The 26,278-nt window shown below is 64.3% G+C and carries 23 protein-coding genes; 13 read left to right on the forward strand and 10 right to left on the reverse strand.

What is annotated here, in order from left to right; all coding sequences use genetic code 11:
• Window positions 1-16: 16 nt before the first annotated feature.
• The 4 genes from HNQ08_RS21235 to HNQ08_RS21250 all read left to right on the forward strand — a co-directional run bounded on the left by HNQ08_RS21235 (window position 17) and on the right by HNQ08_RS21250 (window position 3,503).
• On the forward strand, window positions 17-970 hold the full coding sequence (locus HNQ08_RS21235) for a methyl-accepting chemotaxis protein (RefSeq protein ID WP_184136627.1): 954 nt from the start codon (window positions 17-19) through the stop codon (window positions 968-970).
• A 77-nt stretch (window positions 971-1,047) separates the two neighbouring features.
• A complete protein-coding gene (locus HNQ08_RS21240; RefSeq protein ID WP_221284350.1) occupies window positions 1,048-1,983 on the forward strand; it encodes a FadR/GntR family transcriptional regulator in 936 nt (311 codons plus the stop codon).
• 344 nt (window positions 1,984-2,327) lie between these two features.
• Window positions 2,328-2,591 (forward strand): CAP domain-containing protein, encoded by a 264-nt coding sequence (locus HNQ08_RS27570; RefSeq protein ID WP_229790164.1) that lies wholly within the window; start codon window positions 2,328-2,330, stop codon window positions 2,589-2,591.
• Between the two features lie 228 nt (window positions 2,592-2,819).
• Complete coding sequence (locus HNQ08_RS21250) at window positions 2,820-3,503, forward strand: DUF1990 family protein (protein ID WP_184136631.1); 684 nt, start codon at window positions 2,820-2,822, stop codon at window positions 3,501-3,503.
• Between the two features lie 516 nt (window positions 3,504-4,019).
• On the opposite strand, the gene HNQ08_RS21255 is transcribed toward HNQ08_RS21250, so the two are convergent.
• A complete protein-coding gene (locus HNQ08_RS21255) occupies window positions 4,020-4,847 on the reverse strand; it encodes an SDR family NAD(P)-dependent oxidoreductase (protein ID WP_184136633.1) in 828 nt (275 codons plus the stop codon).
• A 374-nt stretch (window positions 4,848-5,221) separates the two neighbouring features.
• On the opposite strand from HNQ08_RS21255, the gene HNQ08_RS21260 reads away from it, so the two are divergent.
• Entirely contained in the window at window positions 5,222-6,187 is a 966-nt protein-coding gene (locus HNQ08_RS21260) for an acetylxylan esterase (RefSeq protein ID WP_184136635.1), read from the forward strand.
• Between the two features lie 585 nt (window positions 6,188-6,772).
• Window positions 6,773-7,888: an erythromycin esterase family protein gene (locus HNQ08_RS21265; protein ID WP_184136637.1), complete on the forward strand. Its 1,116-nt coding sequence runs from the start codon at window positions 6,773-6,775 to the stop codon at window positions 7,886-7,888.
• 48 nt (window positions 7,889-7,936) lie between these two features.
• Here HNQ08_RS21265 and HNQ08_RS21270 read toward each other — a convergent pair whose 3' ends face one another.
• From HNQ08_RS21270 to HNQ08_RS21295, 6 genes are all read right to left on the reverse strand, one after another.
• Window positions 7,937-8,806 carry an alpha/beta fold hydrolase gene (locus HNQ08_RS21270; RefSeq protein WP_184136639.1) on the reverse strand — a complete coding sequence of 290 codons (870 nt, stop codon included), beginning with the start codon at window positions 8,804-8,806 and terminating at the stop codon, window positions 7,937-7,939.
• Window positions 8,807-9,719: 913 nt separating this feature from the next.
• Complete coding sequence (locus tag HNQ08_RS21275) at window positions 9,720-10,757, reverse strand: GGDEF domain-containing protein (RefSeq protein WP_229790163.1); 1,038 nt, start codon at window positions 10,755-10,757, stop codon at window positions 9,720-9,722.
• A 794-nt stretch (window positions 10,758-11,551) separates the two neighbouring features.
• Window positions 11,552-12,175, reverse strand: a complete 624-nt coding sequence (locus HNQ08_RS21280; RefSeq protein WP_184136641.1) for a hypothetical protein — start codon at window positions 12,173-12,175, stop codon at window positions 11,552-11,554.
• A 558-nt stretch (window positions 12,176-12,733) separates the two neighbouring features.
• Window positions 12,734-14,716, reverse strand: a complete 1,983-nt coding sequence (locus tag HNQ08_RS21285) for an ATP-binding protein (RefSeq protein ID WP_184136643.1) — start codon at window positions 14,714-14,716, stop codon at window positions 12,734-12,736.
• 32 nt (window positions 14,717-14,748) lie between these two features.
• On the reverse strand, window positions 14,749-16,770 hold the full coding sequence (locus HNQ08_RS21290; protein ID WP_184136645.1) for an AAA family ATPase: 2,022 nt from the start codon (window positions 16,768-16,770) through the stop codon (window positions 14,749-14,751).
• Window positions 16,771-17,216: 446 nt separating this feature from the next.
• On the reverse strand, window positions 17,217-17,381 hold the full coding sequence (locus HNQ08_RS21295; protein ID WP_184136647.1) for a hypothetical protein: 165 nt from the start codon (window positions 17,379-17,381) through the stop codon (window positions 17,217-17,219).
• 124 nt (window positions 17,382-17,505) lie between these two features.
• Here HNQ08_RS21295 and HNQ08_RS21300 point away from each other — a divergent pair, with 124 nt between their 5' ends.
• From HNQ08_RS21300 to HNQ08_RS21325, 6 genes are all read left to right on the forward strand, one after another.
• The gene (locus tag HNQ08_RS21300) at window positions 17,506-18,420 is read left to right on the forward strand and encodes a hypothetical protein (protein WP_184136649.1); all 915 of its coding nucleotides are present in this window, start codon (window positions 17,506-17,508) and stop codon (window positions 18,418-18,420) included.
• 515 nt (window positions 18,421-18,935) lie between these two features.
• The gene (locus HNQ08_RS21305; protein ID WP_184136651.1) at window positions 18,936-19,079 is read left to right on the forward strand and encodes a hypothetical protein; all 144 of its coding nucleotides are present in this window, start codon (window positions 18,936-18,938) and stop codon (window positions 19,077-19,079) included.
• 449 nt (window positions 19,080-19,528) lie between these two features.
• Window positions 19,529-19,753: a hypothetical protein gene (locus HNQ08_RS21310; protein WP_184136653.1), complete on the forward strand. Its 225-nt coding sequence runs from the start codon at window positions 19,529-19,531 to the stop codon at window positions 19,751-19,753.
• A gap of 136 nt (window positions 19,754-19,889) precedes the next feature.
• Window positions 19,890-21,176, forward strand: coding sequence for an SBBP repeat-containing protein (locus tag HNQ08_RS21315; RefSeq protein WP_184136655.1), 1,287 nt, complete (start codon window positions 19,890-19,892; stop codon window positions 21,174-21,176).
• A gap of 83 nt (window positions 21,177-21,259) precedes the next feature.
• Complete coding sequence (locus tag HNQ08_RS21320; protein ID WP_184136657.1) at window positions 21,260-22,009, forward strand: carboxypeptidase-like regulatory domain-containing protein; 750 nt, start codon at window positions 21,260-21,262, stop codon at window positions 22,007-22,009.
• Between the two features lie 44 nt (window positions 22,010-22,053).
• A complete protein-coding gene (locus HNQ08_RS21325; protein ID WP_184136659.1) occupies window positions 22,054-22,962 on the forward strand; it encodes a DUF1517 domain-containing protein in 909 nt (302 codons plus the stop codon).
• A 50-nt stretch (window positions 22,963-23,012) separates the two neighbouring features.
• Here HNQ08_RS21325 and HNQ08_RS21330 read toward each other — a convergent pair whose 3' ends face one another.
• Entirely contained in the window at window positions 23,013-23,681 is a 669-nt protein-coding gene (locus HNQ08_RS21330) for a Type 1 glutamine amidotransferase-like domain-containing protein (protein ID WP_184136660.1), read from the reverse strand.
• Between the two features lie 616 nt (window positions 23,682-24,297).
• On the reverse strand, window positions 24,298-25,080 hold the full coding sequence (locus tag HNQ08_RS21335) for an SDR family oxidoreductase (protein ID WP_184136662.1): 783 nt from the start codon (window positions 25,078-25,080) through the stop codon (window positions 24,298-24,300).
• Between the two features lie 52 nt (window positions 25,081-25,132).
• Here HNQ08_RS21335 and HNQ08_RS21340 point away from each other — a divergent pair, with 52 nt between their 5' ends.
• Window positions 25,133-25,282: a hypothetical protein gene (locus tag HNQ08_RS21340; protein WP_184136664.1), complete on the forward strand. Its 150-nt coding sequence runs from the start codon at window positions 25,133-25,135 to the stop codon at window positions 25,280-25,282.
• A 199-nt stretch (window positions 25,283-25,481) separates the two neighbouring features.
• On the opposite strand, the gene HNQ08_RS21345 is transcribed toward HNQ08_RS21340, so the two are convergent.
• On the reverse strand, window positions 25,482-26,165 hold the full coding sequence (locus tag HNQ08_RS21345; RefSeq protein WP_184136666.1) for a winged helix-turn-helix transcriptional regulator: 684 nt from the start codon (window positions 26,163-26,165) through the stop codon (window positions 25,482-25,484).
• Between the last annotated feature and the right edge of the window lie 113 nt (window positions 26,166-26,278).

The raw sequence follows: 26,278 nt of genomic DNA on the forward strand, positions 1-26,278 counted from the left end.
GCACCACGGAGCACCCGTGACCCTGAATTCCCCGGCCTCCCACCGCCCAGCCCAGCGCCAGCGCTCCCTGTGGCGGGGCCGCCGCAGCCTGCGCTCCAAGGCAGTCCTGGTAACGGTCCTGCCCATTCTCGCGTTGGCCCTGTTGACGGCCGTCATCCTCACTGTGCAGCGCCGAGCCACGCTGGACGCGATCGCGCGTAATCTGAGTCAATCGGTGGCCTCGGTGCTGGCCACCAGTCTGGACGTGCGGGACCTGCCCCTGGTCAACACCCAGCTCCGCGCCGCCGTCACTTCGCCCAGCGTGGCCTTCGTGGACGTGCAGCCTGCAGGTCAGGAACTACGCTATTTCACCTCCGCGCAACCAGACACCGACTGGCTCCTGCGCGCCCAGTACGACGCCTTTGTGAATGCCTTCCCCCACAAGGCGCAGTTCCAGCCCAGTGACCGTGTCTCCGCCTACAACGACGCCCTGAAAGCCCTGCAGCCGGGCACGCCGGACAGCGTCCGGCAGCATCTGAGGGAGGCGACTGCGACGCTGGCGGCCCAACCCCATTCGTCTCCCGTCGAGCTGACGCGACTGGATGTGTACGAACTGCCCAACGGCGCGCGTCAGCTGCGCTTTGCGGGTGACCCGCAGCCGCGCGGCACCCTGCTGTTCACCATGGGCATCGGGGTCGCACTCGGCGACCTGCACGCCGTCCTGAACCGGCAGCTGCAACTGGTGCTGCTCACCTGCACGCTGGTGGGATTGGTGGCGGCCCTGAGCGCCTACCTTGCTGTGCGGCGGCTGGTGCAGACCATCCTGATCATCACCGAGGCCGCCGAGCAGGCCAGTCTAGGCCGGATACACGACGCCCTGAAGGTAGACAGTAACGACGAACTGGAGGATCTGGCCGGGGCCATCGAACGCCTGCGGGTCAGCATGCAGTTGGCGCTGAGCCGCTTGTTACCTGGCGGGCGTGCGCAGTGAGCCAGGGGAGCCGTGTTTTTGGCGGCGCCCTAAGCGGCGCTGACGTCTTTCAGATCGAGGCGGTCGAAAAACTCTCCTTGGGCGAGCACATCGCGCGCCACATCCAGGGCCTGTTGGTCAGCGGTCAGATTTCTCCGGGCGACTATCTGCCCAGCCAGCGTGAACTGGCCGCCCGTTACGGCACCAGCGTGGCGGCAGTACGTGAGGCCATCAGCATCCTGTCGGCCGCTGGCGTCCTCGACGCCCGGCCCGGACGCGGCACGGTAGTGCTGCCGGTCTCGGAACAAGCTCCCAGCATCAACCTGTGGATGGGCGTGGTTCACAACGAGGCCGAAGCCTTAGCTTTCCTCGACACCCGGCGTCTCCTTGAGCATTACACCATCGCCCACGCGGTCACGAATGCCAGTGCTGAGCAGCGCGCCGGGTTGCTACGGTTGCTCGAAAAGCTGCGTCAGACCCGGGCCGAACCGGAGGCCTTCGTGCAGGCTGATCTGCAGCTCCACCACGCCATTGCGCAGGCGGCGGGCAATCCGGTGGTGCTGCGGCTGCTCGAAGCCCTCCGGATCCCACTGGCGAATGTCATGCGCGCAGCCATCGGTGAGTTGATGAGCCAGGGGCACTTCGACTCGGTCTACGCCGTTCACGAGGAGATCGTGCGAAGCATTCTGAACGGCGACGTGCCCCAGGCCACCGACGCCTTTGACCGGATGCTTGCACAGACCATCGAAGACGGCGCGCTGGGCCGTGCATTAGGCCGTCCGGAAGACGCCGAGCCCGCCCTGGGGCCTGAATTCTCAGAAGATCTGCACTGGAACCTGACCCGCCTGATTGGTCCGATGGCTGACGTTTTGATCCCCGAAACCGCCGCTGAGCTCGGTCTGGACGTTGGGAGCATGACACGGAGGCATCTGAGCCGTTACCTGCCTCATCTGTCCCACCACCTGCCAGCCGCCAAACGTGATGAATGGCGCGCCCTGAGTGAGCTGTTGCTGCGCCGTTACGCGCCGGACTAAAGCAGGCAAGAGAGGTCAAGGCCCCTAAACAGGTGAGCCGCACTCGCTGAGCTGTTCCCCATAGGCGTAGGGGTGAACCATTCACTGGTAGGCGCTGACGTGAGGACTTTGCATCAGTCACGGTCGGTGAGCTGAACCCAGACGAATCAGGGCACCATCGTTCTGGAACTCCTTCTTGGCTTCACACGGCGGTGGCCAACAGCTCCATACGCCCCGCCCGACGTCCATTGCATCGCCGCTCATCCGTTCTAGAGGCGGCGGCCCAGCGCGCGGGCGGGGCTGTGCGACCGCCGCTGAAACGCGACGCTCGGCTCGACCGTGCCGCGCTCGCCCAATCGCTGGGCATGCCCAGCGGCGATTACTTCGATCATATCTCGGCGCTTGACGGATCCACGCCGCACCAGCGGGTGAAGGCGGCTGGCGCGCAGCCGGGCGCCGTGGCCGAGAACATCGCTTGCGGCCAGGAAAGCCCGCAGGAAGTAGTTGACGGGTGGCTGCACCCATCCGGCCACTGCCGGAACATCATGGGCGATTTCAGCCTGATCGGCCTGAGCGCCGTGGGCGGCGGCGAGGGTCCATATTGGACGCAGGTGTTCGCACTGCCTTAACGGGCGCATCTGTCACAGCGTGACTCACCCCACAGGCGGGCACAATCCACGCCGCCCCAGCCTCAACGCAAGGGACGTTCGCGCAACGCCCCGGCATGAGACAGGACACACGGCCCTCTTCGCGGTCCGTCTGCATTTCATAAATGCTGGAAGGTCGGCGCGCTGGGCATGCATCCTATCTTCTTTGCAATGTGCGGCTGGACTCAGGAGCCGCAGGAGGTGTCATCCATGACTTCCCGTTCACCACTTCGCTGGCTGGCCTTGCCTGCGGTGGCCCTGGTCGCCTACCTCCTGCGGGGGCCTTCAGACCCGCTGCGCCCCTCCGGGCCGGAAGATGGGGTCGGTCCCATGACCCGCCGCCGATACTGGGTGGAAGTCGAGGCCGCTCACCGCAGTCCCGAGGAGGTCGCAACCCACTGGCGTGACCACCTGCCGGACCATGCGCCGAAGTGGCTTGCCTGGTTCCGGGGTTTGGATCACCCGATCCCTCCAGTGCGCCTTGGCGACCGCCTTCAGATCCAGATGCTGCTGATCCGCCGTGGGCGAGTCGTCGTCGAGCACGTCGACCCCCTGGGCTTCCGCGTTCGAACGCTCCGCCTGCACCCGGACGCGGGCACCTCCGACTTCCGGGTTTATCCGAACGACCAGGCGGGTAGGATGGTGTTGCAGATCGAATCACTGCTCAGAACCAATTCGCACTTTGACCGACTGGCCTACATCTTCGGTGTTCATGCAGCGCAGCGCCGCAACTGGGAACTCACGCTCACCAGCGTGGCGAGGTATGCCGGCGGACGCCTTGTCAACCGGGGGCACGAGTCCCTGGAAATGCCTCAGTTGGCACACTCATACAACCTTCCTGCAGTGCCCGAGACTCCGGTTGGGACTACGGGCGAAGCCGGCGAGCATCGCTGAGCACCGGATTCTGGCAACTTAACATTGAGCAGGCTGGATCTACGCAGTGGCGGTCTGAAGTTCAGACCGCCACTGCAACAGCTCCATGTCTTTAAGCGAAGCAAGGGCTTGAATGGCCGCCCATCGCTCTAGAGCTTGTCCTTGTAATCTTCAGCGAGGAGCGGTGCGAACGGGAAATTCCCTGTCATAGGGCTACGTGACCGACGATCACGCGCGCTGATGCGACAGTTTTTTGACATAGCGCTCGCTCAAGGTAAACCGGTGGGACAGCCATAAGGCGGGCCCAATGATGCTCATGGGAGAACAGTGTCGGCGGGGCTGGCTGTCAGTCACGGAAGATCAGCCGACTGCAGTCTGGTTGCCAGAACCTATCGGATTGAGTTTGAACCGTTCAGGGAAGGGGGCTGGGCGTAACCCCTCCGCAGGGAACCACTCAATCTCCAACCGCAGACCACCCACATCTATCGGACCACATCTTGACCCGCGCCAAGGGGAGCCCCGAGCTTGGGAACCGATCTACTGGTTGTAGTTGAACGTTGAGGTACAGCCGCCGTCCACGGTCACAATCGATCCGGTCATGAAAGAACTCGACTCAGAGGCCAGGAACGCCACCACACGGGCCACCTCGTCCACGTGGGCCTGACGGCCCAAAGGCTGGCGGGCAGCATTGCCCTCACGCCGTTCGAGTGCCGCCGCAGCCTGTGGGGGAACCATCCGGCTTCGCTGGCCCCCCATGTCGGTGTCCACGTAGCCAGGGCACACAGCGTTCACACGGACACCACTGGGGCCGTAATCCACAGCGAGTTGCCGGGTGAGATTGACCACCCCACCCTTTGAAGCGCAGTAGGCGGGAGCCTGAGGCGCGCCAATCAGGCCATAGGTCGAGGCGATGTTGACCATGACGCCTCTGCGGTTCATCAGATGGGGAAGGGCATACTTGGCGCACAGAAAGAGGCCGCGGAGATTGACTGCCAGCACGCGGTCCCAGTCGTCGACCTCCAGTTCATGCAGTCGCTTTGCACTTCCCGCGATGCCAGCATTGTTGACCAACACATCCAGGTGACCAAGGGTGGCCACGGTCTGTTCCAGGAGGGCACGGACCTCCTCGGGGTCTGAAACATCGCAGGCGATGAATTGTGCGGTTGCTCCCTCGTCACGAAGGGCGAGGGCTGTCTCTTCTCCAGCGGCGACCTCCACGTCGGCGATGACCACCTGAGCGCCCGCCGCAGCCAGTGCCCGGGCAGTGGCCCTTCCGATCCCACCCGATGCTCCGGTCACCAGGGCCACGCGGCCATTCAACTGCCCCAGCATTAAGGAGCGTTCGCCTTCGGGATTGAGGATCATAGGTCATGACTGTAGCGCCCCTCCGGAGGCCCAGGCGGCTGTCCGACCTGAAGGAGCCCCTATCGTTCGGAGGGTAACCTTGCCCCATTCACCGTGCCCACCCGCCTCGCAGCAGGGCGTGGGTTTCCGCCATCGCCACGGCCCAGATGGCCTGCTTTTCCCCATCAGGCCGCTGAAACAGACTTTCGTGCCCTCGCCCAGAGAGTCACGCAGGACTTCCGGGGCAAGTAGATCCCTATAATCGAGGTCCATCCCCGTCTTTCCATGTCCGGCGTCTTCACACCGTCCAGCCGTGGCTGGGGAGAGTTCTTCATCCATGAAGCGTGGCCGGTTGGTGACGCCCTCTCCACGTCACCCCTGTCGAGGAGCTATTGATGGCCTATTTCGATCTGCCTGAAGCGGAATTGCGGACCTATCGCCCCGAACGCCACGAGCCCGCCGACTTCGATGCCTTCTGGGCTCAGACGCTCAACGAGGCGCGTGAACACGCCCGCGCCACTCAATTCGAGCTGGTTCAGGTGCCGCTGACCACCGTCGAGGTTTTCGATGTCACCTTCAGCGGCGCAGCAGGCATGCCGGTGCGGGGTTGGCTGGTGTTGCCGAGAGCGCGGCGCGAACCGTTGCCCTGCGTGGTGGAATTTCTCGGCTACGGTGGAGGGCGTGGCCTGGCGCACGAATGGCTGCTGTACGCCAGTGCCGGGTATGCACACTTCATCATGGACACACGCGGTCAGGGCAGTGCCTGGCGCAGTGGGGACACCGCCGATGCGGGTAGTGGAGGAGAGCCTCACCTGCCCGGCTTCATGACCCTGGGCATCCGCGATCCCCACAGCTACTACTACCGCCGCCTCTACACCGACGCCGCCCGTGCCGTCGAGATGATTCGCTCGCATCCAGCCGTAGACGCTGCCCGAGTCGCCGTCACCGGGGGCAGCCAGGGCGGCGGCCTGGCCCTCGCCGCTGCCGGCCTGATTCCGGACGTGGTTGCGTGTCTGCCCGACGTCCCGTTCCTGTGTCACTTCGAGCGGGCCGTGCGCATCACCGACAGCCTGCCGTACGGAGAGATCGCGCAGTTCATGCGGGTGCAGCGTCACGCGATCACCGACGTCATGTCCACGCTGAGCTACTTTGACGGCCTGCACTTCGCCGCGCGGGCACAGGCACAGGCCCTCTTCAGCGTCGGGCTGATGGACGACGTCTGCCCGCCGAGCACGGTCTATGCCGCATTCAACCACTACGCCGGTACGAAGCAGATCGAGGAATATCCTTTCAATCGACACGAGGGCGGACAGGCGCATCACGATCTGAAGAAGCTAACGTTCCTGAACGAGGTGCTGTAACGTCTGACTGGTCTAGATCCGGGAGGACATGTTCGGCAGTCCGTCTCTGTTCCACTCCCTTGCCGCCACCGATCTCAGGGAGACGTTGAGGAAACAGGGGCCGTTTGCGTGGGGTATCCCGGTATGACTGTCTCTGGCACGCAGCCGTGGCAGCTGCGGCAGTGTATCGCTCCGCTTTCACCCTCTGTCCTGCCTGACAACCGAATTGCACGCCGCGCTCCCTTGCCGCCGTAACTCCCGACTTCATTCACTCCCGCAACAGGTCCCGCCCGAACCCCGCCAGCGCGATCAGTGAGACGCCGCAGGTCCACCTCACGGCTGCGGCATGAAGCGAAGTTCAGTGCTCACGAATTTGCTCTATTGCACGCCCTGAACGTCTCGCACTAAACCAAGCGTGGCTACTGGAGGGAAAGCCGTTGTGCCGCGCTGCGGGGCAGTGGATGGTCCGTTGTTAGCCGCCCGTCGCCCAAGGGGTGCCGGGTAAGATGAAGATTTGGTGAACATCTTTCCGTCAGTCTTCTCACATGAGGCACAGGAATGCTGAAGGGGCCATTGCGGGCACGCCCTCTGGCCCAGGAGTTCACCATGCCAGACAAAGATTCTCACGCCGGTTGGTCCATGACCGATCCCGCTGCCGCCCTCTCCTCTTTTCTCGCTGCCCTGCCTGCTCAGCCCCAACTGCTGGGGCTCGGCGAACCCACCCACGGCGTCGAGGTGTTCCCCCTCTGGCGCAACCGCATCTTCCAGACCCTCGTGGAAACACAGGGCTTCCGCTCCATCGCCATCGAGAGCGACATCATCGCTGGCCTGCAGGTGGATGCTTACGTTGCCTCCGGCCAGGACACCCTTGATGAGGTGCTAACGAGCGGGTTCAGCCACGGCTTTGGAAGAGTCCAGGCCAACCGGGACCTAGTGGTCTGGATGCGTGGGTTCAACGCGGGCCGGGACGAAATGGACCGTCTGAAGTTTTACGGCTTCGATCCACCCGTTGAGAACATGTGGGCGGCCAGTCCACGACACAGCCTGCTCGCCCTGCACGATTTCCTGTCCACGCGCTTTCCCCACCTGCCCATCTACAGGGCTGCGCTGGAGCAGCTCTGTGGAGACGACGCCCGCTGGACGAACCCGGCTGCCGCGCTGGACCCTAGCCAGTCTGTCGGGGCCACAGCAGACGCCTGGCACCTGCGGGCACTGACCGATGACCTGCTGGGGTTTCTCGAAACCCAGCGCCCTGGACTCGGGGTGCAGACTGATCTGTGGGAAGCTCAATTACACGCCCGGATAGCCCAGGGCCTTCTTCGTTATCACGCCAACCTCGCTACCCCTTCGCCAGACCGCATTTCCCAGATGCTGGCCCTGCGCGCGGTGATGATGACAGGAAATCTCCTTGCTATTGCCGAACGGGAAGCGCAGCGCGGTCCCACGCTGATCTTCGCCCACAACTCGCACCTGCAACGCGGGGCCAGTCAGATCAGGATGGACACCATGAAGGCCGACTGGTGGCCTGCCGGGGCACATCTCTTGCATGGGGTCGGCGCGCAGTACGCCGTCATTGCCATGACCAGCAGTGAGGGCGCAGATTTACTCCCCCTGGAGGCTGTGGAAGACCGTCGACACTGTGGGCCACGCCTGCTTGCCACACTAGGACGCTTGGAAGGGGACGGAATATTGTTCACTGCCAAGCCCATAGAGCCTGGCTGAGACGAGAGAACAGCTTGACGTCGATGGGGCTTAAGAACTTGTTCTCTCTCAAGCCAGCGTCCGCTTCAGAAACGCTCGCGTCACGGCCAGAAACTCCTGAGTCTGCTCGACAAAGGGCATGTGTCCGCTCTCCTCGAAGATGTGAAGTTCCGCGTTCGGAGTTCGTGCTGCGATCAGCTCGCCCGCTTCTGGCGGGCAAGTGCGGTCATGTCGTCCGCTCAGCACCAGCAACGGCTGGGACACCCCGCCCAGTTCATCTTCAACCTCAATTCCACCGTATCCCGCCGCGCTGAACTGCCGCAGCACGTCCGGCGCATAACGAGGATTCATGGCGTCGACGCGGGCATTGAACTCTGCGATCCGCGGGTCGCGCGGATCACTGAAGTGCCAGGGCATCTGCTCATGCATCAGCCGGGCGAAATCCGCTTCGGTGTGGACGTTGACCTCATCCACCCACGAGCGGCGCACCTGTTCCCGCAAGTCGAGTGGCTCGAACGATTCCAGCTTTGCGGACACGTCTGCCAGCCAGCGTGACGATCCCACCCCACAGCAGGCGATGGTTGCTGCAGCGTCAGGGTAGGTCACGGCATGCTGCAAAGCCACAAACGCGCCGTAGGAGTGCCCGAGCACCGCATACTTTTCCGCGCCCATCGCTTCAGCCACAGCCGACACATCGGCAGCCATCTGTTCCAGCGTCCAGGTCTCTTGCGGTGCCTGCCGGTCGCTCCGGCCCTGTGCCCGCTGATCAATCAGGACCAGACGCACGGTATCGGAAAGTGGGTCAAGGTAATCCGCGAATTCTGTGTGATCCAGGCCAGGGCCACCGTGTAAGCAGATCAGCGGCGGCCGATCTGCAGCTCCGACGATCCGGGCGAAGAGCCGGGTGTCACGAACAGTGAGCATCTGGGTGGTGACCATGGAGCAAGTGTAGACCTCCTTCAGAAGGTGTCTCTGTGTGAGGGCGGCAAAGTGCTGGGGGTCCTGGTGAACCTGCCTGGTCAGATCACGCTGGAGTAGGCTCCTGAATACCAATTGAGCCGGGCCAAGCGACATCCCTCCTGACCAGAAAATGCTGCTCAGTCGCGCTGAAACTGCCCAATGACCCTGTCCAACGGCATTTGCGTTCTTCAAACACTGTCGAAGACCTCCACGAGTTCGCCACTCCATGCCACCTCAGGCAAAATAGGCTGCTGGTCGAACCTCGGGCGAAAGAATCGAGACAACACTCCACGCGTCCATCCAGCTCACTGTCCGTTCAATTGGAGATGCGTAGCGTGCCGCGGAGTTACATTGGGATAGCAATCCACTTTAAGATCCTGACCGATCTTTCACTACCGACCCGCCAGCGCGTGGAGTTGGCCTGCCTGTCTCTGCTCGCCGTTGCTCCAGGCTCAAGGGTTAATCAGTCGCTGCAGCCGCCACCATCACTGCTGTCACAACTGGACTCAGCTGCGCTGGTGTCAGAACTGAAGTCACCGGTGCTGGCGCCCCCGCCATGAGACCCATTCCGCGCAGGCTGACGCTTTGCCCCGCTCTTGATGGCAAGCAGCATCAGCATGACGAACACAACGCCAATGAACAGCAGGGGAATGAGGTCTGCCATGGCTCATGATAGAGCGAAGTCTTCAAAGGAGTGTCAGGGCGGAGGAATGGCATGACCTGGCGCAGACGATCTACCACTGACCTGCTCTCAGTGCCGAGGAATGAGTCGTCGCTTGTGGGGGCTGATGACTGATAGGGGCGTGGGGGCGGAGCGCCCCCGAGGCCTCCATGTTCTGGCAGCCTCCCAGCGTCAATAGCAACCATCCCAGCCCACGTCACCATGCCGTGGCTACCGTCCAGGCCCACCCCGCCGCTTATGCCGGTACATGGCCTGATCTGCCCGTGACAGCCAGGTGTCCGCCGACTCCCCCGCCCGGTGGCGCGTTGCGCCCACACTCGCCCCAGCCACCGAATACACCGCCTGGATCTGCAGCGTGACCCGCTCCACCACCGTCTCGGCGGGCAGTTGGCCCTCCCCAAACAGCAGCGCAAACTCGTCGCCGCTGATGCGGTAGACCTGCCCGTCCGGCCCGGCCCCTGCAGCGAAGCCGTGGGCGAAGCGGCGCAGCAGATCGTCCCCCGCGGCGTGGCCCAGCCGGTCATTGACACTCTTCAGACCGTCCACGTCCACCACGGCCAGCCGCCAGTTCCTGGACGGTTCCGTGACGGCGTGAGCCAGATCCCGCTCCAGTGCGCGGCGGTTGGGCAGGTCCGTCAACGGGTCTTGATGCGCCAATTCATGCGCGGCCTGGATGCGGCCCTCGGCCAGCGCGAGCTGATCGCGCACCGCGCTGAAGGCCCGCAGCACCACGATCAGCGCGCCGTGGGAAAACAGGATGGTGAACAGCAGCGTCACGCCGTCAAAGGCCCCGGTCTCGCCCAGCGTACATGCAGCGTGCGGCAGGGTCATGATCAGCTGTGTCAGCAGCACGCCCACCGCCCAGCGTGTGGCCCGCTCAGGGGGGCGCTGCGCGAACAGAAACACGTAGACCATGGTGAGGTACAGCGCCACCGACAGCCGAACCATCGCGGTTGCAGGGTGCTGAGGCAGCAGGTACAGCGCGGCTCCCCAGGCCATGAGCAACACCGCAGCGTAACTGAGCGGCGCGTGGTTCAGCAGGAGTGCCCGCAGGCGAGGGGGGCCAAACAGCGCCAGACCGGTATAGAGCATGATCGCCGCCAGAATGCCCAGGTACAGCGTGGCCGCCAAGTCCAGAGTGATCAGGATGACCGCTCCCGTCAGCGCGGCCAGCAGCGGAATCCACAGCAGCAACCGGGCCGGGTCGATGGCATCGAGTGCGGAGCGTGGGGGCTGGGCAGGCCGCAAGGCGTTGTCTGGGGGACGAAAGGGCCGACGGGTGGCGATAGCGGATCACCTCGGGAACAAAGGGGCGATGACGGCTGGGCACATGACCGTGCACCCGGTTCAGAACTGCCACCAAGGTTAAATGTTGAACAATCGCCTTTCGGCCATATGGGCTGGGGCACATTCTTCATGAAGATGCCTGTGTGCCGTCGGCACCCCTGGTGCGACTGAGGCTCCACTCCCCAGCGCAGCCACGAAAAGGGCCAGTCAGCGGCTCTCACGCCTCCCCTCGAGCTGCGGCTGCGCTACAGGGTGTGGGGTAAGTCGGTCTGCGGCATAGTCAGCAGGAAACGGAGGGTATGCAGTGGGCAGCCTATCGACGTCCCAGCCTCCCATCCAGGCATGTGGACGATACGTCCACTAAGCACCAGTGCAGTCCACCCTAAGGAGCGCAGCATGTGCCGAACCGGGTCTTTACGTTGTACGGCGTCCTTGGGACGGAGCAGCAGATACGCGAGGAAAAACAGTGAGGTGGGCACGCCTGGCTGAGCCTGTACCCTCCCCACTGTCGTGGTCAGGGCACGCTGCCAGGCCAGATGCGGCCCCGATTCATCGGCCCAATGTGGGCATGAATCAGGTTGCCTTCTGCATATCCCATGTCCCCAGTCCAGATCAGGGGGTACCGTGATCGTCACGGTCTGTCAGCAGGTCACCAGAGCGCCCTCCACAATTTCCTTGACGCCAGCAACCTGACACAACCGTTTGAGCCGCAGATGGTGTCGGACCCTTCTGGGAAAGTCAGTTTGAACGAACCATTACCGGCTCCCGCGAATATGTCTCCTGTCTGGTTCTGCAGCGTGGAAATGGAAGCGCCTCTGCCCGTCTTTAGAGGCCAGTTGCGCGACCTCGAGCAGGCCCGCGGCTTCGTAGGCCGCGCGCTGGGCTTCGGCACCTCGCCGGGAGCCGAACAGCACACCCCCGAACCACCACTCCCGTGCCAACCAATCCTGCACTGCTTGCAGCAGGGCCAGTTCCAGATCACGGGAAGTGCCTCGGCGCAGCCAGTATTCGACACGCACCTGCGCCGCGGCCAGGATCGCGCGATCAGCATCGCTGACCACGTAGTTGTCGATGAAAGGCGCGACCTCGCTCAGGTAGAGCGAGCCCAGCACGGTCTGGCCATCCGGTGTGAAGATGCTGAAGCCGTAGGCCTCGTCGCGGTCATGCTCGCAAATATGCATGTGCAGGTCCTCAAGGTTGGCCTGAAGTGTGAAATCGTCCTCTGGCCATTCGGAGTCGCTCCAGCAGCGCAGTTCCTGGCGCGAGTCCATTACCGCAGCGTAGTCGGCTTCATTGTGCCCGACCGTCTGGCGATGGAGCTCGAACAGGGGTGTAATGAAAGAAGTGGGGACAGGCTGCCGGTCAGGATTCAGGGTCATGTCCTCAGGTTAAACAGGCGGGCATGGCCGGAGCATGGCATAGCACCCCCGTCTATTAGGCACAATCACGGCAGTGCCCTTTTCGTTCGCGCTTCCCGCCCTGTTCTTCTACAGGCGGGTCGCCACGCCGCCCTGATGTTTGCCGCGCTTCTCCCTGGCGGACTCATGCTGGGTCTACCAGACGCTCCTCCGGAATCAGGACAGGGGCAACCCGTCAGAGGGTGTGGAGGCTATGACCCACAACATCGTGCTCAGCGATCTAAATATGGTGACCCAGGCCAGGACTCAGAGACGAACTCAGCTGGCCCAACCGCACAGGGCAGCCCGAAGATGCTCTGCGCGTCCGTCCGCCGCTCCACAGGCGGACCAGATCCCTCAGTTCATTGTTTCCCCGAATCGACGACGCCGTCTTTTTTGTGTGCGGTGCTGCACGCGAACTCCTGTGTCACCTTCGAGACAGGCGGGAGGGAAGGAACGTTGAGGGACTACGCCTACGCTCCTTCTTCTCATCCGTTAGGTTCTCACCGAAATGCAGTCCAAACGAAAATCTGGGTGTTTCTACTGGAGCCCGGCCAACGTCGCACGGGAACCACCGTGCTGCCCAGCCGCCTCAAGTGCGCCTGCCGCTTCCAGGTCGTACACCTCCGCTTCAGGAAAACGGTAGGCTCCCCGCGCTGCCTCGGCCGCCTGAAGGAACCAGGGAGCTGCCTCGCGGGGCTCCCCCCCCTCCTTCCAGTGTCGGGCCACAAGCGCAGGTGGGGCACGGTGCGCCGCCAGGATCCGGGCTGCCGAGCGGTGCAGCAACCGCCGCACGCTGCCTGGCACGCCTGCTAGGGCTGCTTCGGCGATCAGGTCGTGTTCGAATGACGAACCCCGCATGATCTGCGCCGCTTCCAACTCTTCCCATGCAGCAGCGGTCTCGAGAAGTGGGACCCCCAGCACCTGCGCGATGAGATCGGGATCGAAGTCGCTGCCCAGCACTGCAGCGGCGCGGGCAACGTGCAGGGCGGTTGACGAGAGCCGCGTGAGCCGTGAGGCCATCACTCGCCCCGCGGAGTCGGGGAGAGGCAAGCGCCCATCCCCCTGGATCCCCAACTCATGTAAGCTGCGCGCTGTTTCCAGCAGCAGAAGAGGATTGCCGCCAGTGTAGTGAACAAGATCGGCAGCGAGGCCACCTTGCGGCAGTTGCAGTGCGGCGGCCAGTTGCTGGGCGTGGGCCCCGCCCAGCGGTTCCAGGTTCACGAGCGTCACAAGCCCTGCACCGACCATCGCTTCGAGAATGCCCTGCTGAAAGGGGCTCAGTTCCCCTTCGCGAAAGCAGTGGATGGTGCGGTAGGGCGCGCCTGGATCACCCCAGCCCAGGTGTGCGAAGACGAAGGCCCCAGCCTCAATGCTGGCCTGATCCATGAACTGGGTGTCGTCGAAGACCATGCAGCGCAGGCCTTGACCGATGGCAGCGCCGAGGGTTTCGGCCTTGGCCTGCCAGAACCGGGTGCGCTGCTCATCACTGTTGATCGGCTCCGGGGTGTGCCCAAGCTGCGGCAGGATCCGGGCGAGTTCTTCCCACACCCAGGTGGGAAGGTCAAGGGCCGGATACGCCGTCAGCACCTGCCGATAAGTGCGGGCATGGGTTGCGTATGGGAGCCCCGCGTCCCCCAGACAGCCCCGGAATCGCATGCCGCCCCCGTGGGCTTCGAGAAAATCCAGTGCCAGGCGCGTTTTGCCCACGCCTGGCTCACCAGTCAGGACGATGCCCCGTCCTTGTGCCCACGCCTCCTCCATCTGGGCCCAGGCATCTTCACGTCCGATCAGAGGAGGCTGCGTGAAGGATTGGGCGAGCGGAATTCTGGGAAAGGACGCGTGGCGTGGCTTCACGCCGCGCTCTATGTCCTGGGCCAGCGCCCGCGTCTCGGGCAATGGGTCATTTCCAAAGGCCGCGCGCAGCTGTTGCGCGCCGACGTGGTAGACCGCAAGGGCCTGGCTGGGCTCGCCCAGCAGGTACAGGAGCCGCATCTCCCGGCGCAGGGCGTCCTCAGAGGTGGGATACAGGGCGCGCAGGCGCGCCACTATCTTCAGCGCCTCGGCCCACTCGCCCGCGTCCTCCAGGCGCTGGGCTTCCTCCCGCCAGCGCCCTGCACGCTCGCCTGCCAGGCGCTCGCGCTGCGCAAGCAACCAGTCCTCCAATTCGGGCAGCTCTGGCCATGAAACGCCACTGAGCAGTTCGCCGACACTGTCACTGCCCGGCACATCCACCATCACTTCAGGGGCAAGAGACAGCATGTCGCCCAGCGACACAAGGTCAGCACCTAGGTGCGCTTTCATCCGCCGCAGCAGATGAACTAGGTTGTTGCGTGCCCCGGTCTCCAACGTGTCCGGCCACAACAGTCCGGCCAGGCGGCTGCGGGACACTGGGCCGTCCAGCGCTAGAACGGCGAGAGTTGCCAGCATCTTGCCCTCACAACGTGGTGTGCGTCCGTCGGGCGCCTGGAGCCTAGGTTCACCCAGCAGCGTGAGCTGCCACATGAGCGTAGAATGTGACATACCTCAACTATACCGAGCAGACGGGTCAGCTGTTAAGACGCTCCGCTGTTCCTGAGCGCAGCCGCATACGCGTCACGAGCGACCTTCTCGCCCTCTGGATCATCCAGGGCGGTATACAGTTCAGCCGCCGAGGCGTAGAAACCCGCAGCCTCAGCGTGACGCAAGGTCTGAATGGCAACCTCGCCGGCTTGCATCATCCACGGAACGGCCTGCCGGAAGTCACCTGCCTCCTGCCAGTGACGCGCCACACGACCGGGGTGGACCGTGTGCCGGGCGAGCACCCGCGCGCTCGCCCGATGCAACAGGGCCAGGACAGGGGCGGGGAGGCCGTCAAGAAGAGCCTCACGCACGAGGTCGTGGCTGAAGCCCTCCCCGGAGACGACCTGGGCCGCTTCGAGCTCCTCCCAGGCACCCGCAATGTCGAGCAACCCAATGCCGAGAACCTCGGACAGCCGCTCAAGCGTGAGGCTGTCCCCCAGCACGGCGGCGGCCCGGGCCGCCTGGAGCGCTTCGCTGGTGAGGTGCCCCAGCCGCTGTGCGATCAGCGATACCGCGCCCGCCGGGCGCCCCCTCAGGGCGTCATTCACCCGGAACTCGCCGGAGTGGTACATGTGGCGCAGGACCTCCAGAACGAATTGCGGATTGCCGCCCGTGAGGTGGTGCAGTTCCTGAGACAGCTCCGCCGCTCCCTCTATCTCCAGGGTACCCAGCAGCGCCGCGACGCCACCGCCGTCCAGAGGCTCGAGTTCGATCATCGCAGCGGTGCCTGACGCCACCAGGGCGGCAATCCGGGCCGCCGTGAGCGGGGGGAGCGTTCCCCTGCGGTAGGTGATGATGTGGCGCGGCACCTCGCCGTCCTCGCCCAGCACTGGGCCTTGCGTCAGGAAAAAGGCCCCCAGCTCTACGGTGGCAGCGTCGTAATGCTGCACATCGTCGGTGATCACGGCGGCAAAGCCCGGGGCGGTGAGACGCACGACCTCCAGGTGGGCCAGAAAGTAGTGCAGCCGCGCGGCCTCCGAGTCGATCGGTGTCACTGGTTCCTGGCCGCGCAACTCGGGCAGCACCCGGGAGAGTTCGCGCCGCACCCACTGCGGAAGTTGCACATGAGGCGCCGCGGCCATCCGGGCCCGGACGTTGTGGGCTGCGGCGGCGAAAGGGACATCCGCGCTGCCAGGGTGGCCCGGCAGATACATGGCACGGCCCTTGCTGGCCACGAAGTCCTGTACCAGCCGGGTCTTCCCCACTCCAGCGTCACCGGTGACATAGATCGTTTTGCCGGCCTCCCAGGCTTCTTCCAGGCGGGCCCAGGCCGCCTCACGTCCCACCAGGGTGGGCGGCCTCAGAACCCCCAGAGGCAGCGCAAGGGCGCGGGTCGGGACTGCGCCGGGCAGTTCTTCTCCGTGGTCGATGCGGTGGGCGAGCGCCCGGGTCTGTTCCCCAAGCTCGACACCCAGTTCGCGCATCAGGAATTCCTGACCGCGCGCGTAGGCACGCAGGGCCGCTGGACGGTCTCCCGCAAGGTAGTGCAGCCGCATGACGCGCTGCAGCGCTTCTTCCGAGAATGGATCGAGCGCCTGGATCTGGCCGGCCACTCTCAGGGCCTCTGCCCAAGCCCCAAGTGACTCGTGCCGCGCCGCAGCATGTGCAAGGTTGGCGAGGCGCCGGACGTCGAGATCTTCTCTCCAAGCCGCCACCCAGTCGGCGAAGTCAGGCAGATCGTCGAAGTCCATCCCCGCCAGAAAGGCGCCGAGCGGCACTTCCCCGTCCCCGGGTGCCTTCAGCACGAACACTGCGTCCACCCATAGGGTCGAAGTGAGCACCAGCGCATCCGTACCGTGCACCAGGTCCACACCGCAGAGTCCTTTCAGGCGGCGCAGCAGGTGCACGAGGTTGTTCCTGGCCGCCGCCCGTGGTGTCTGCGGCCAAAGCAGCTCGGAGAGGCGCGAGCGGGGAGTGCATCCCTCCAGTGCCAGGTAGGCCAGGAGTGCCAACGTTTTGCGCTCCAGATGCCACTCCTGGCCTTGCGGCGAGGCGAGGCGAGGCGTCCCGATCACGTGGAGAGTCCACTGGGTTGACATAGGATGAGGTCACGTTAGCAGAAGGAAGCCTGGGTTCGCGCTGCCGTTGAGAAGCGTGCGGCAACCAGTGCGCGTCGGGCGGCGCTCGGCGCGGGGAAGGCGAGGCACGCGCTAATCGCATTGGCGCTGGGATCGACGTGCAGACGCAGCCCGCGACAGGTGTCGTGACGCTGCTGACTGTGACCCTTCAGATGGGCGACACGCGTTATTCCGATACAAACGACGCTGGTGGGCATGTGGGGCATGCGAACGGTGGGCGTGTACCTGCTGGGGTTGCTGTGGGTCTGCGGCGACTGTGGGAATAAGGAAGCCTAGGGGAAGGACGATGAACAAGGTGCAGGCGGAGGCGTTTATGCCTAGCAATGTGTTGGGCGCAAAGTGTTGGGCAGATAACCGGCAGGCCGGACGCCTCGTCGGGCTCGTCACGGCGGTGGAAGAGAACGGCGCGCCGCCGCACGCGCCTGGGGTGCCCGTGGATCGTTGTGCTCCAGAACGTCCGCGTAAACCACCAGAAGGTGGGCAGACGACACCAGCAGCGAGAAGGCCCCGCACAGTCCCAGCGCCGCGTTTGCACCAGCTGACGTCACGGCGCAAGCACCGCCTGCGCACCGTGACCAGAACGTCGTGCTCTCCCCTGCCATGAGCCAGCCATGCTCCCCCTCCTAACGTGACACCACGCTCGCCCCAGGCGAGTCCGTCAAGGAGACCATCATGAAGACGAAAGCAATCCAGACCCTTTCCGCCTTGCTGCTCACCACCGTGCTCGCCGGATGCGGCGGGTACAGCCCTCCCGGCACCGGGGACACGGGCACGCCCCCTGGGGATACGCCTGGGGGAGGAACCGGTGGGGGAAGCTCTACCGTACCCGACGTGGTGCAGGGCGACTGGCAGGCGGGCGAAGCGGCGCCTGTCGGGTATTACGACCCCAACAGCGGGGCGTGGCAGGGCGCGACGGGCAGCAGTTTCATCCTCAAGCTGCGGGCAGACGGGTCGTATCAGTACACCGGCCTGCTGGCGGTGGACACGGGCTCATGCCGGAGCAAGATCCTCAGCTACGAGAAGGGCCGCGTTACCTTTGAGGGCGGCAAGATGGCCTTTACGCCCACCGAGGGTGACGTGCAATCGACCGTATGTAATGGTCCTATCAAGCACGCCCCCGTCACTCCCACCGTTCGCCGCTGGGCGCTGAGCGTGGACAACTCCGGCAAGCAGGCGCTGTTTGCCCAGCTCCAGGATGGTTCAGGCGCGCCAACCGCCTTCTACCGCACCGATCAGCCGAGCAAAACATTTCCCAAGATCGGCATTCAGGGCACCGTGACTGCGCCGCAGGGCCGCAGCGTGGCGGGCACCCTGGTCGTCGCGTGCTACGTGGAAGACCCCACTTGCCAGAGCCCGGCCACCAAGATCCAGCCGGTCCAGGGGAGCGGCGGCAGCGGCACCTTCGCCTTCCCGGCGCTAGAGGACCGGGCCTACGTGTTGAGCGCCATTCAGGACGCCAACGGCAATGGCGTCGTGGACTCGGGCGATCTGGTGGACGTGTACAGCACCACGGACGCCCCCGGACCCCGGTCCAGTCTCCGTCCACCTGCGAACGGCGTGAGCCTTGAGCTTGTTTCGGTCCAGTGAAGTGATCATCATCTCCGGCAGAGTTGCGCCTGGCCAGCTCCGGAGTGCTAGAGACGGCCACGTCGTTCTTCGGGTCGATGTTCAGGTGAAGATCACGTCTCAAAGGTAGTCCACACCAGCAAAATTCCGAGCTCCAGCGCGGTGACCTGTGCCTTACTCCACCTTATGAAGCACGTTCGGGTAGAGTCTCCAGCTCGCCGCGATGCGCTGACCCTGCTCTCCCATCGACTCACACGGCAACAGGCAAGACGTCAGCCCGGCTTCAACTACTGAAGCCGGGCTGACGTCTTGCCTTCCGTACTGGATTTTTGATCCCTCACCGTCGTCCCTAAGCCACCGTCCCCGCCACCATTCGACGAAGTCATTCGTTCGCAAGATCTCTGCTCTGGCGTGAGACGATCTGCTGGAAATATCCACTCCATCCGGTGAATAGCCAGGACTGGCGCGTGCCCGGACACCAGGCGCGGGTCTTTGCCGCAGCCTTGCCCGGGGACGGTGCTGTCTTTTGAGGCCCTATGCTCTCCGAGCGTTTCCGGCGTCGGGAAGTGCTGGGCAAACCTCGTCAGGGTTCCCCTGATGGGCACGACCTGCATCTGGACGGGCTGACGCTGCTGATCTACATGGCACTCGAAGGTCCACGTCCCGGTGCCGCCTCGTAGGGTCGCTTCGGCCCGAGTGCCCAAGAGCGCGGCACGCAACAACATCGCGTACCTGATTCGGTCCACCAACGACGTCCATGGCTGGAAATCCTGCTTGTCGGCGACCTCATGAGCCTGGTCAAGGATGCGAGTGTCGATGCCCTCGCCGCGCAGGAGTTCGGCGGCGTCCTGCTCGGCGGGTCCGCTGCTCGAGGAGATGGGATGCGGCGATCGTCCGGATCTGACCGCCAGGCTGGGCGCGTGACGCGAGCGGCCGGACGGGCTGAGGGCCGAATAGCTGCCCCGGCTCGCGGCCTGGCAGAACGAGACAGGCGACCTCACGGGGCCTTGCTGACCCCTGGCCGCCTGTTCGACCTCAACCCAGTGTCTGAGGAGGCCAGGTGCCGCATGATGCGCTTGCGTGCCCGCGCATCATGCCCCGGTCATCCACCGCTCGCCACACTGTCTCCATGGACGCCCTGATCGACCTGAGCCTGCGTGCCGCGCTGCTGATCCTCATCCATCCCCTTTCCCGGGGTCTGTTCTTCGTGCTCGCGGCCATGTACGGCGCAGGCAGCGGCTGGCCTGGGTGGGCCACGGGGTTGTGTGGGGCCCTGGGCGTGGGATCGTGGCTCGCTCCGCTGTGGGCGCTGTGGCGAGACAGGGCCCGGCGGGAACATCACCGGCAGTCCTGAGCTCCTGATGCGCAGGCATATGGGAGTCAGGGGCGCCGCGGCGAAGAAAGGCCAAGAAGATTGGAAATGGCGTGATCGGCCAACCGCCGGTCCCTGCATCATCCTCCAGCCATTTCCCCGGTGCTGAGATAGATCCATGTTGACCACCCCATCCCGCCGTCACCTGCTCGCCGCCGCGCTGCTGCTGGCCCTGACCCCTGCCGGGGCCGCGCAGGGCGCTTTCAATCCCGAGTGGGTCAACCCCATCGGCTCGGCCACCTACGACGCCGTCGCAGGGCTCGCCAGCGATCCGCAGGGCAACGTGATCGTCGCTGGCTCAACGGGAAGTGACTGGCTGGGCACCCTGGGCAACCGGGAGGGATTTGTCCGCAAGCTCTCTCCGGCCGGCAAGGTGCTTTGGACGACGCTGATCTCGACCCTGGAGAAAGATGACATCTTCGGAATGACGGCCGACGCCGCGGGAAACATCTACGTTGCTGGTGGGACAGGCGGTGAATTGCAGTCCGGCGGACAGGTTGGAAGACAGGACGCCTTCGTCGCCAAGTTGACCCCCGGGGGCAAGGTGGTGTGGATCAAGCAGTTCGGCTCGTCTGAGGACGACTCGGTGCGGGCCGTGGCCCTGGGGCCGAAGGGGGCGCTCTCCATCATGGGCATCACGAAGGGAACGTTGCCGGGCGGCGAGTCCGAGGGTGGGCAGGACACTTTCGTCGCCCAGCTCTCTGAGAGCGGCGAGCTGGTGTGGATGCATCAGCTCGGCAACGAATTCGACGACGTGGCTGGGGGCATTGCGGTGGATGAGGTAGGGCACGTGTACGCTGCCGGGAGCATCGGCACGAATGATATCGCCAACCTCGACGGGTTCCTCGCGCAGTTCGACGCAGCGGGCCGCCCCCTCTGGGCGAAGACGTATGCCACGGGTGGGCAATCCTACATCCAAGGCCTGGCGGTGCGCGGTGACACTGTCGTCCTCGTGGGCAACACGACCACCGTACTGCCAGGACAGCAGTCGGCGGGGCCGGGCGAGTACGGGACCAACAACGACGCCTTCGTGATTCGGGTGGACCCGAAGGGCGCGACGAAGTGGATTCGGCAATTCGGCGGCCGGGGCACGGACAGCGCGTACGGGGTGACGATCGCCGGAAACGGGGACGTGCTTGTGACAGGAGAAGCCGACGGTGGGCTGTTTGACCAGAAGGGGCAGGGCGAGTACGACGTGTTCGTCAGCCGGTACACGGCGGGCGGCGAGCGGCTGTGGACGCGCCTGTTTGGGACGCCGCAATCGGACTACGGCTTTCGGGTCCTGCCGACGAATGACGCCCTCTTCGTGGCCGGCGTCTCGTTCGGCCCGATCAGCGGCAAGCCTGCCGTGAAGGACGTGGACGCCTTTGTGGCCCGCCTGCCCGTGGTGCCCGCCGGGCGCTGAGGTCTGCCATCGGCCAGCCATCTCCCGCCCCATAGCCTCGTCCAGAGGAAGCGACCCGGAGCGGTCGCCCAAGGAGAACGACCATGCACAAGACGAATTTTGCTGCCCTCGCCCTGCTGAGCGCCGCCTGCCTGACCGGGATGTCCAGCGCCGCCACTCCCGCCCAGAAGGGCTTTATCACCGGAACTGTCGTCAACGAGCAGGGCAAGCCCCTGCCCGGCGTCGAGATCGACGTGGACAACACGCTCTCCTACGACAGCAGCCTCATCACGTACACGGACGCCAAGGGCCAGTACCGGGTGGACGTCCGCAAGCTCCCCTTCACTTTTCAGGTCTACGCCAAGATGAAGCTCAAGTACGGGGACTCCACGGTCAACGTGGAACTCGTGCCCAACAACCCCGACGCAGTGGCTGGGCTGGCGGGCGGCGTGCGTGACTTCGTCTTCAAGCCCAAGCCGGTCACCGCTGAGGACCCCTACGGCAACCTGGGACGGGTCTTCGTGGAGCGCGGAATCGGTGAATACGACGTGGACACGGCGCAGGTGCAGGTGACGCTCACGCCAGTGGGTACCCTGGCCGACGGCTCGGCGGGGAAGGCGCGCACCTTCAAGCTGCTGCCCAGCGGAGGTGGCCCGGTGATTCCAAATGTCATGTGGGGCAAGTACCAGGTGACGGCCACGCTGAATGGCAAAGCGCTGCAGATCCGCCAGCGGACGGATGGCCGCACACCCGCCACATGGGGCGCAGCCTACACCGGCGGCTTCACCCGCGACTACAACGCGCTCACGCCCAGCATGTTCCTCGAAGTGCGGGTGCCCAGGGCGGGCGATTGATGGGTGCGTGCCAGCATCCCCACCGTTTTCAGCGGAGGTAAACCATGACCACAATCGCGGATCAGTTGCCCGTCCCCCTCTTGCGGTCCCTGCGGGTGCTGCCGCTGCTGTCGGCGCTGCTGCTGGGCGGCGCGCTGGGCGTGACTGGAGGCGGCTTCGGCGGCACCACCGCCCATCCAGCCCCTGCCGCCGCGCCCCCGCCGGGCCGCCCAGCCTCGGTGCCTTCCTCCACGTACAGTACGTCCTCTCCCGCCCCCGCCGGCCCGCAGGCGAGCGCCACGTCGACAGCCGGTACCTCCTGGGGCCTCGTGGTTGGGCTCGGCGTGGTCGGGGCGCTGCTGGCCTTTGGGTTCGTCTGTGCGCTGTACGAGGAAGGAGCGGGGCAGCCCCGGGGGGCCCAGGCAGTTCGGGTTCAGGTGCTGTTCGAGAACGGAGAGAACGTGAAGCGGCAGCTGCAACTCCTCGCCCGCCGCCACGACCCAGACGCTCCAGGGGCACTCGCGACGCTGCTGCGGGAAAGCGCGTTGCTGCTGCTGCGCCACAAGGCGGACTGGGCGTACGGCACCGCCGAGCGCCGCGCCGCGCCGGGCGAGAACGAGGCGAACTCGCTCGTGGGGCAGTGGGCGACCGCGGCCCGCGCCGCCTTCGAGACGCAGACCACCAGCCAGTACCAGAACGGCGACGTGGCGGGCGGCCACGAGCATGTGGTGGTCCCCGCCCGTACAGGTGGGCTCTACCTCGCCGTCACCCTGGCTGTGTCGGCCACTGGGCTGGAAGCCGCCCAGGAGATGGGCGGACCTGCCCGAGACGTGGAGGCCGCGCTGCTGGCCCTGTCCAGCGTAGGCAGCGAACACCTGCTGCGCCTGGAGGCCGTCTGGAGCCCCGACGGCGAGGGCGAGTTCCTGAGCGAGACGCAGGCCATCCTGCGCTACCCCACCCTGGCACCGCTGTAGAGCAAGCTCAACCCCAGCTTCACTGTGCGGTGTCAACCAGTCAAGATCGCTCAGGGCGTGAGCAGCTTCCAACGCCCCTCGGAAACCACTTCGACGACGCTGCCAGCCACCTTGATGGCCGTCTGATCGTCAATTACGTAGGCCGGCCCCTGAAGCTCAGCCGCCCACCGTTCTGCGGTGGCCAGGGTGTTGTCTGGCAGCTGTGGATGGTCCAGATGCGGGAAGATCGAGAAGTCGACGAGACCCAGCGTCTCATCCCTTCCGGTGGGCGACGGCCACTCGACGAAGTCCTGTCCGATCCGTGGGGTCATCACCATGCTGCCCGCGCTCAACCCCACCCAGACGGTCTCTTGCAACGACGCCAGGAGATCTGCCAACCCAGACTCCCGCATCCAGTGGCACAGATACATCGCGTCACCGCCGTTCACCAGCAAGACATCCGCATTTCGCACCCATGGAACCCAGCGGTCTTTGCCGATGCTGGGCAATGCTGTGAGTTCCAGGACGCCCACGGATTTCCAGCCCAGCTCGGTCATCGGGCACTCGTCGTGTCCGCTGATGAAACGCCAGGCATGGGTAGGATTGGTCTGGGGATGACCGTACCCCGCTGTGGGAATGCACAGGGCATTGGCCTCCGCGATTGGCTTGCCCAGGAGATCAACCAGGGCCTGGTGGATGCTCGGATTTTGAATCCCAGCCGAAGTGAGCAGAAGTTTCATCACGCCTCCCATCCGATATGGTCTTGCTCTGACGGAATTGTAAGGCTTGATTTCGCCTTTGGCGAATTCTTTGCTCTTCCTGCTGAGAAATGATTGCTGGGCTAATTCTGTGTGGGCTCAGGTGTTTCAGTTCTCCACCCTTGGGCAAGCGCATGTCACCAAGCTCATTTCTGGATGACCTGTACCTGCACCCTGCCACTCCTTCGTGACGCTTACGGCAGGGGCTAGAGCTCCTTAAGACTTGGCTGCGCGCGTTGTGAGCATGGCAAACCATCGCGGCCCCTCTGGCCTCATTATGTTGCCAGCGCCTGTCTTCCCGTTGAGGGTAATGTGATCCCGGCTCCTGTCCTCCATCAAACGCGTGGTACAAGCTCCCGGCCTAGTGTTCCTGCGACCTTCACTGGTGGCTTTCATTCCACGACATGCTGGGCTTCAGGTGGAGTTCTGGCCACTTGTTCTTAGCGAAACCGGAATAGCTCAGCAGGTGCCATGGTTCTCAGGCCACGCCTGTTTTTCACATGCCGTCCGGTAAGTTAAGGCAACGCAAGCAGCAGACTTCTAAAAAGCACTGTGAGGAGAACCTCGTCTCCCCCACAGTGCCTTTGCCTCAAGATCCTTACCTGAGGAGTGAAGCTCCTCCGTCCACGTAGATTTCCACGCCCGATACATGTCGGCCTAGGTCGGAGGCGAGGAACAGGCATGTATCAGCCACATCGATCGGCTCGCCCTGACCTTCATTCAGAGCTGGGCTGCCCTCAGGAAGTTCAACCTCTATTCCGAGTTTTTCCGTGTCGCGGTTTTCCGTGCGCTCCTCGATGTTCGTGTGGATGGCTCCAGGGCAAACCGCGTTGCAGCGGATGTGATCGCGTCCCAGTTCCAGGGCAATCATCTTCATAAAAGCGACCTGTCCAGCTTTGGATGTGCTGTACGCACTTGCGCCCGGGCTGGAGAAGGTGCGGTTGCCATTCACGCTGCTCGTGATGATGATGCTCCCGCCGCCCGCCTTTTTCAGGTGCGGCACGGCGTAGTGAATGGTCAGGTATGTTCCACGAAGGTTGATATTCAGCGTTTTGTCCCATTCTTCAGGCTGCAACTCATCAATAGGGGTCCAGACGCCGTTGATCCCAGCATTGGCGACGACGATGTCGAGTCGGCCGAACTTCTCGATGGTTTCTGTAATGGCCTGCTGAACCGATTGAGCGTCGCGTACATCGCAGTTCACGTACAAGGCCTGGCCCCCCCCTTGTTCAATCTCGTTCTGGACGGCCTCACCTTCCTTGGTCTGTGTGTCGGCCAGGATCACATGAGCGCCCTCCTGCGCGAAGCGCCTGGCCGTTCCCGCGCCAATTCCGCTCGCTCCACCGGTGATGAACGCCACTTTGCCTTCAAGCATGCCCATACGGTTTCCCCCTGACGGGATGATTTGTCGTCCTACGCGAGGGCACAGTACGATGATCGCCAAGATAAAATTTCTTGCCGGGCTTGTTGATACCGTTAAAAACGGTTTAAAAAAACATCATTTTCGTGGGCAGTTTTTTCTGATGTGCTTGGATGCGGCTGTTAACGTCGGCGAACGGCTGGTTCTTGAGCTCTTCCACTGAGATGTTCGCGCGCCAGCTCACGGTCCGCGTCCTCACCACCCCCAGTGACCCGTCCGGCGTGCAGGACTACTGTGCCCTCCTGCGGTCAAGTTGCTGCAACCCTCCCCATGCGGTAGCACCCTGTCAAGATCACCATCGGCTTCTTCCGGTAGAGCGGCAAGTTCTGAAACCCGTCACCTTCAGACGCCGTCGTACAAGCTCAGGCCGAGCGCCGCACCGCCACGGCAGCAGAACTCCACAGGAACCAGCTCGGCAGTGCACGCTCCAGGGCCGGCAGGGCACGCACCTGGATCTGGCCTGTTTCCACGGCCTCCGCGTAGGACACCCGGCCCAACCACACCTGGTACATCGTCCGGAGAGTGGTGGTCAGCCAGACATCGGTTTCGAAATCGGGTGGGTGCAAGCAGACGGACACGTCTCGCCGGCCCAGCACCAGCCAGAACCCCCGGCCCGGCTCCTCCTCGAACGTGAACTCCACGACCACCCGCTGCTCAGGCAGATGCTCGTGGCAGACGCGACGATGCATCCACCACATCAGCACCACGGGGTCGAGTTCCTGCGCCCGTGGCTCGCCGAACGCCCAGGCGCTGCCCCACTCCAGGAGCGCCTCGATGATGGGCACCAGCGCCGCTCCCGCAGGCGTGAGCTGGTATTCGCTCCTGCGGCCTGCCTGCCTGGAAGGGCACGTCAGAATGCCGGCGTGCTCCAGCTCTCGCAGGCGCCGGGCCAGCAGGCCACGCGAGAGCCGGGGCAGCCCGCGCGACAGGTCATTAAAGTGCGAGACTCCGTCCACCACCATGTCCCGGACGATCAACAGCGTCCACCGGTCGCCCAGCAGCTCGGCGGCGCGGCTGACCGGACAGTACTGCCCGTAATGCTCCATCCCCGCATTGTGATCGGTCAGTGACTGCCTGACCAGTGCACGTTCTGCACTGGAAGTCGAGGGAAGGACAGATCTACGATCGCCAGAGAAACGCCACGGGACAGACCATGCCG

Origin of the sequence: Deinococcus humi (assembly GCF_014201875.1) — a bacterium.
GTDB lineage: Bacteria > Deinococcota > Deinococci > Deinococcales > Deinococcaceae > Deinococcus > Deinococcus humi.

Bases quoted from the DNA above. Each gene is read 5' to 3' on its own strand.
- HNQ08_RS21280 (WP_184136641.1), bottom strand. From the start codon at position 12,175: ATGACCCTGAATCCTGACCGGCAGCCTGTCCCCACTTCTTTCATTACA.
- HNQ08_RS21330 (WP_184136660.1), bottom strand. From the start codon at position 23,681: ATGAAACTTCTGCTCACTTCGGCTGGGATTCAAAATCCGAGCATCCAC.
- HNQ08_RS21305 (WP_184136651.1), top strand. From the start codon at position 18,936: ATGCTCTCCGAGCGTTTCCGGCGTCGGGAAGTGCTGGGCAAACCTCGT.
- HNQ08_RS27570 (WP_229790164.1), top strand. From the start codon at position 2,328: ATGCCCAGCGGCGATTACTTCGATCATATCTCGGCGCTTGACGGATCC.
- HNQ08_RS21260 (WP_184136635.1), top strand. From the start codon at position 5,222: ATGGCCTATTTCGATCTGCCTGAAGCGGAATTGCGGACCTATCGCCCC.
- HNQ08_RS21315 (WP_184136655.1), top strand. From the start codon at position 19,890: ATGTTGACCACCCCATCCCGCCGTCACCTGCTCGCCGCCGCGCTGCTG.
- HNQ08_RS21310 (WP_184136653.1), top strand. From the start codon at position 19,529: ATGGACGCCCTGATCGACCTGAGCCTGCGTGCCGCGCTGCTGATCCTC.
- HNQ08_RS21265 (WP_184136637.1), top strand. From the start codon at position 6,773: ATGCCAGACAAAGATTCTCACGCCGGTTGGTCCATGACCGATCCCGCT.
- HNQ08_RS21270 (WP_184136639.1), bottom strand. From the start codon at position 8,806: ATGGTCACCACCCAGATGCTCACTGTTCGTGACACCCGGCTCTTCGCC.
- HNQ08_RS21340 (WP_184136664.1), top strand. From the start codon at position 25,133: ATGATCGCCAAGATAAAATTTCTTGCCGGGCTTGTTGATACCGTTAAA.
- HNQ08_RS21300 (WP_184136649.1), top strand. From the start codon at position 17,506: ATGAAGACGAAAGCAATCCAGACCCTTTCCGCCTTGCTGCTCACCACC.
- HNQ08_RS21320 (WP_184136657.1), top strand. From the start codon at position 21,260: ATGCACAAGACGAATTTTGCTGCCCTCGCCCTGCTGAGCGCCGCCTGC.
- HNQ08_RS21325 (WP_184136659.1), top strand. From the start codon at position 22,054: ATGACCACAATCGCGGATCAGTTGCCCGTCCCCCTCTTGCGGTCCCTG.
- HNQ08_RS21285 (WP_184136643.1), bottom strand. From the start codon at position 14,716: ATGTCACATTCTACGCTCATGTGGCAGCTCACGCTGCTGGGTGAACCT.
- HNQ08_RS21345 (WP_184136666.1), bottom strand. From the start codon at position 26,165: ATGGAGCATTACGGGCAGTACTGTCCGGTCAGCCGCGCCGCCGAGCTG.
- HNQ08_RS21255 (WP_184136633.1), bottom strand. From the start codon at position 4,847: ATGATCCTCAATCCCGAAGGCGAACGCTCCTTAATGCTGGGGCAGTTG.
- HNQ08_RS21250 (WP_184136631.1), top strand. From the start codon at position 2,820: ATGACTTCCCGTTCACCACTTCGCTGGCTGGCCTTGCCTGCGGTGGCC.
- HNQ08_RS21335 (WP_184136662.1), bottom strand. From the start codon at position 25,080: ATGGGCATGCTTGAAGGCAAAGTGGCGTTCATCACCGGTGGAGCGAGC.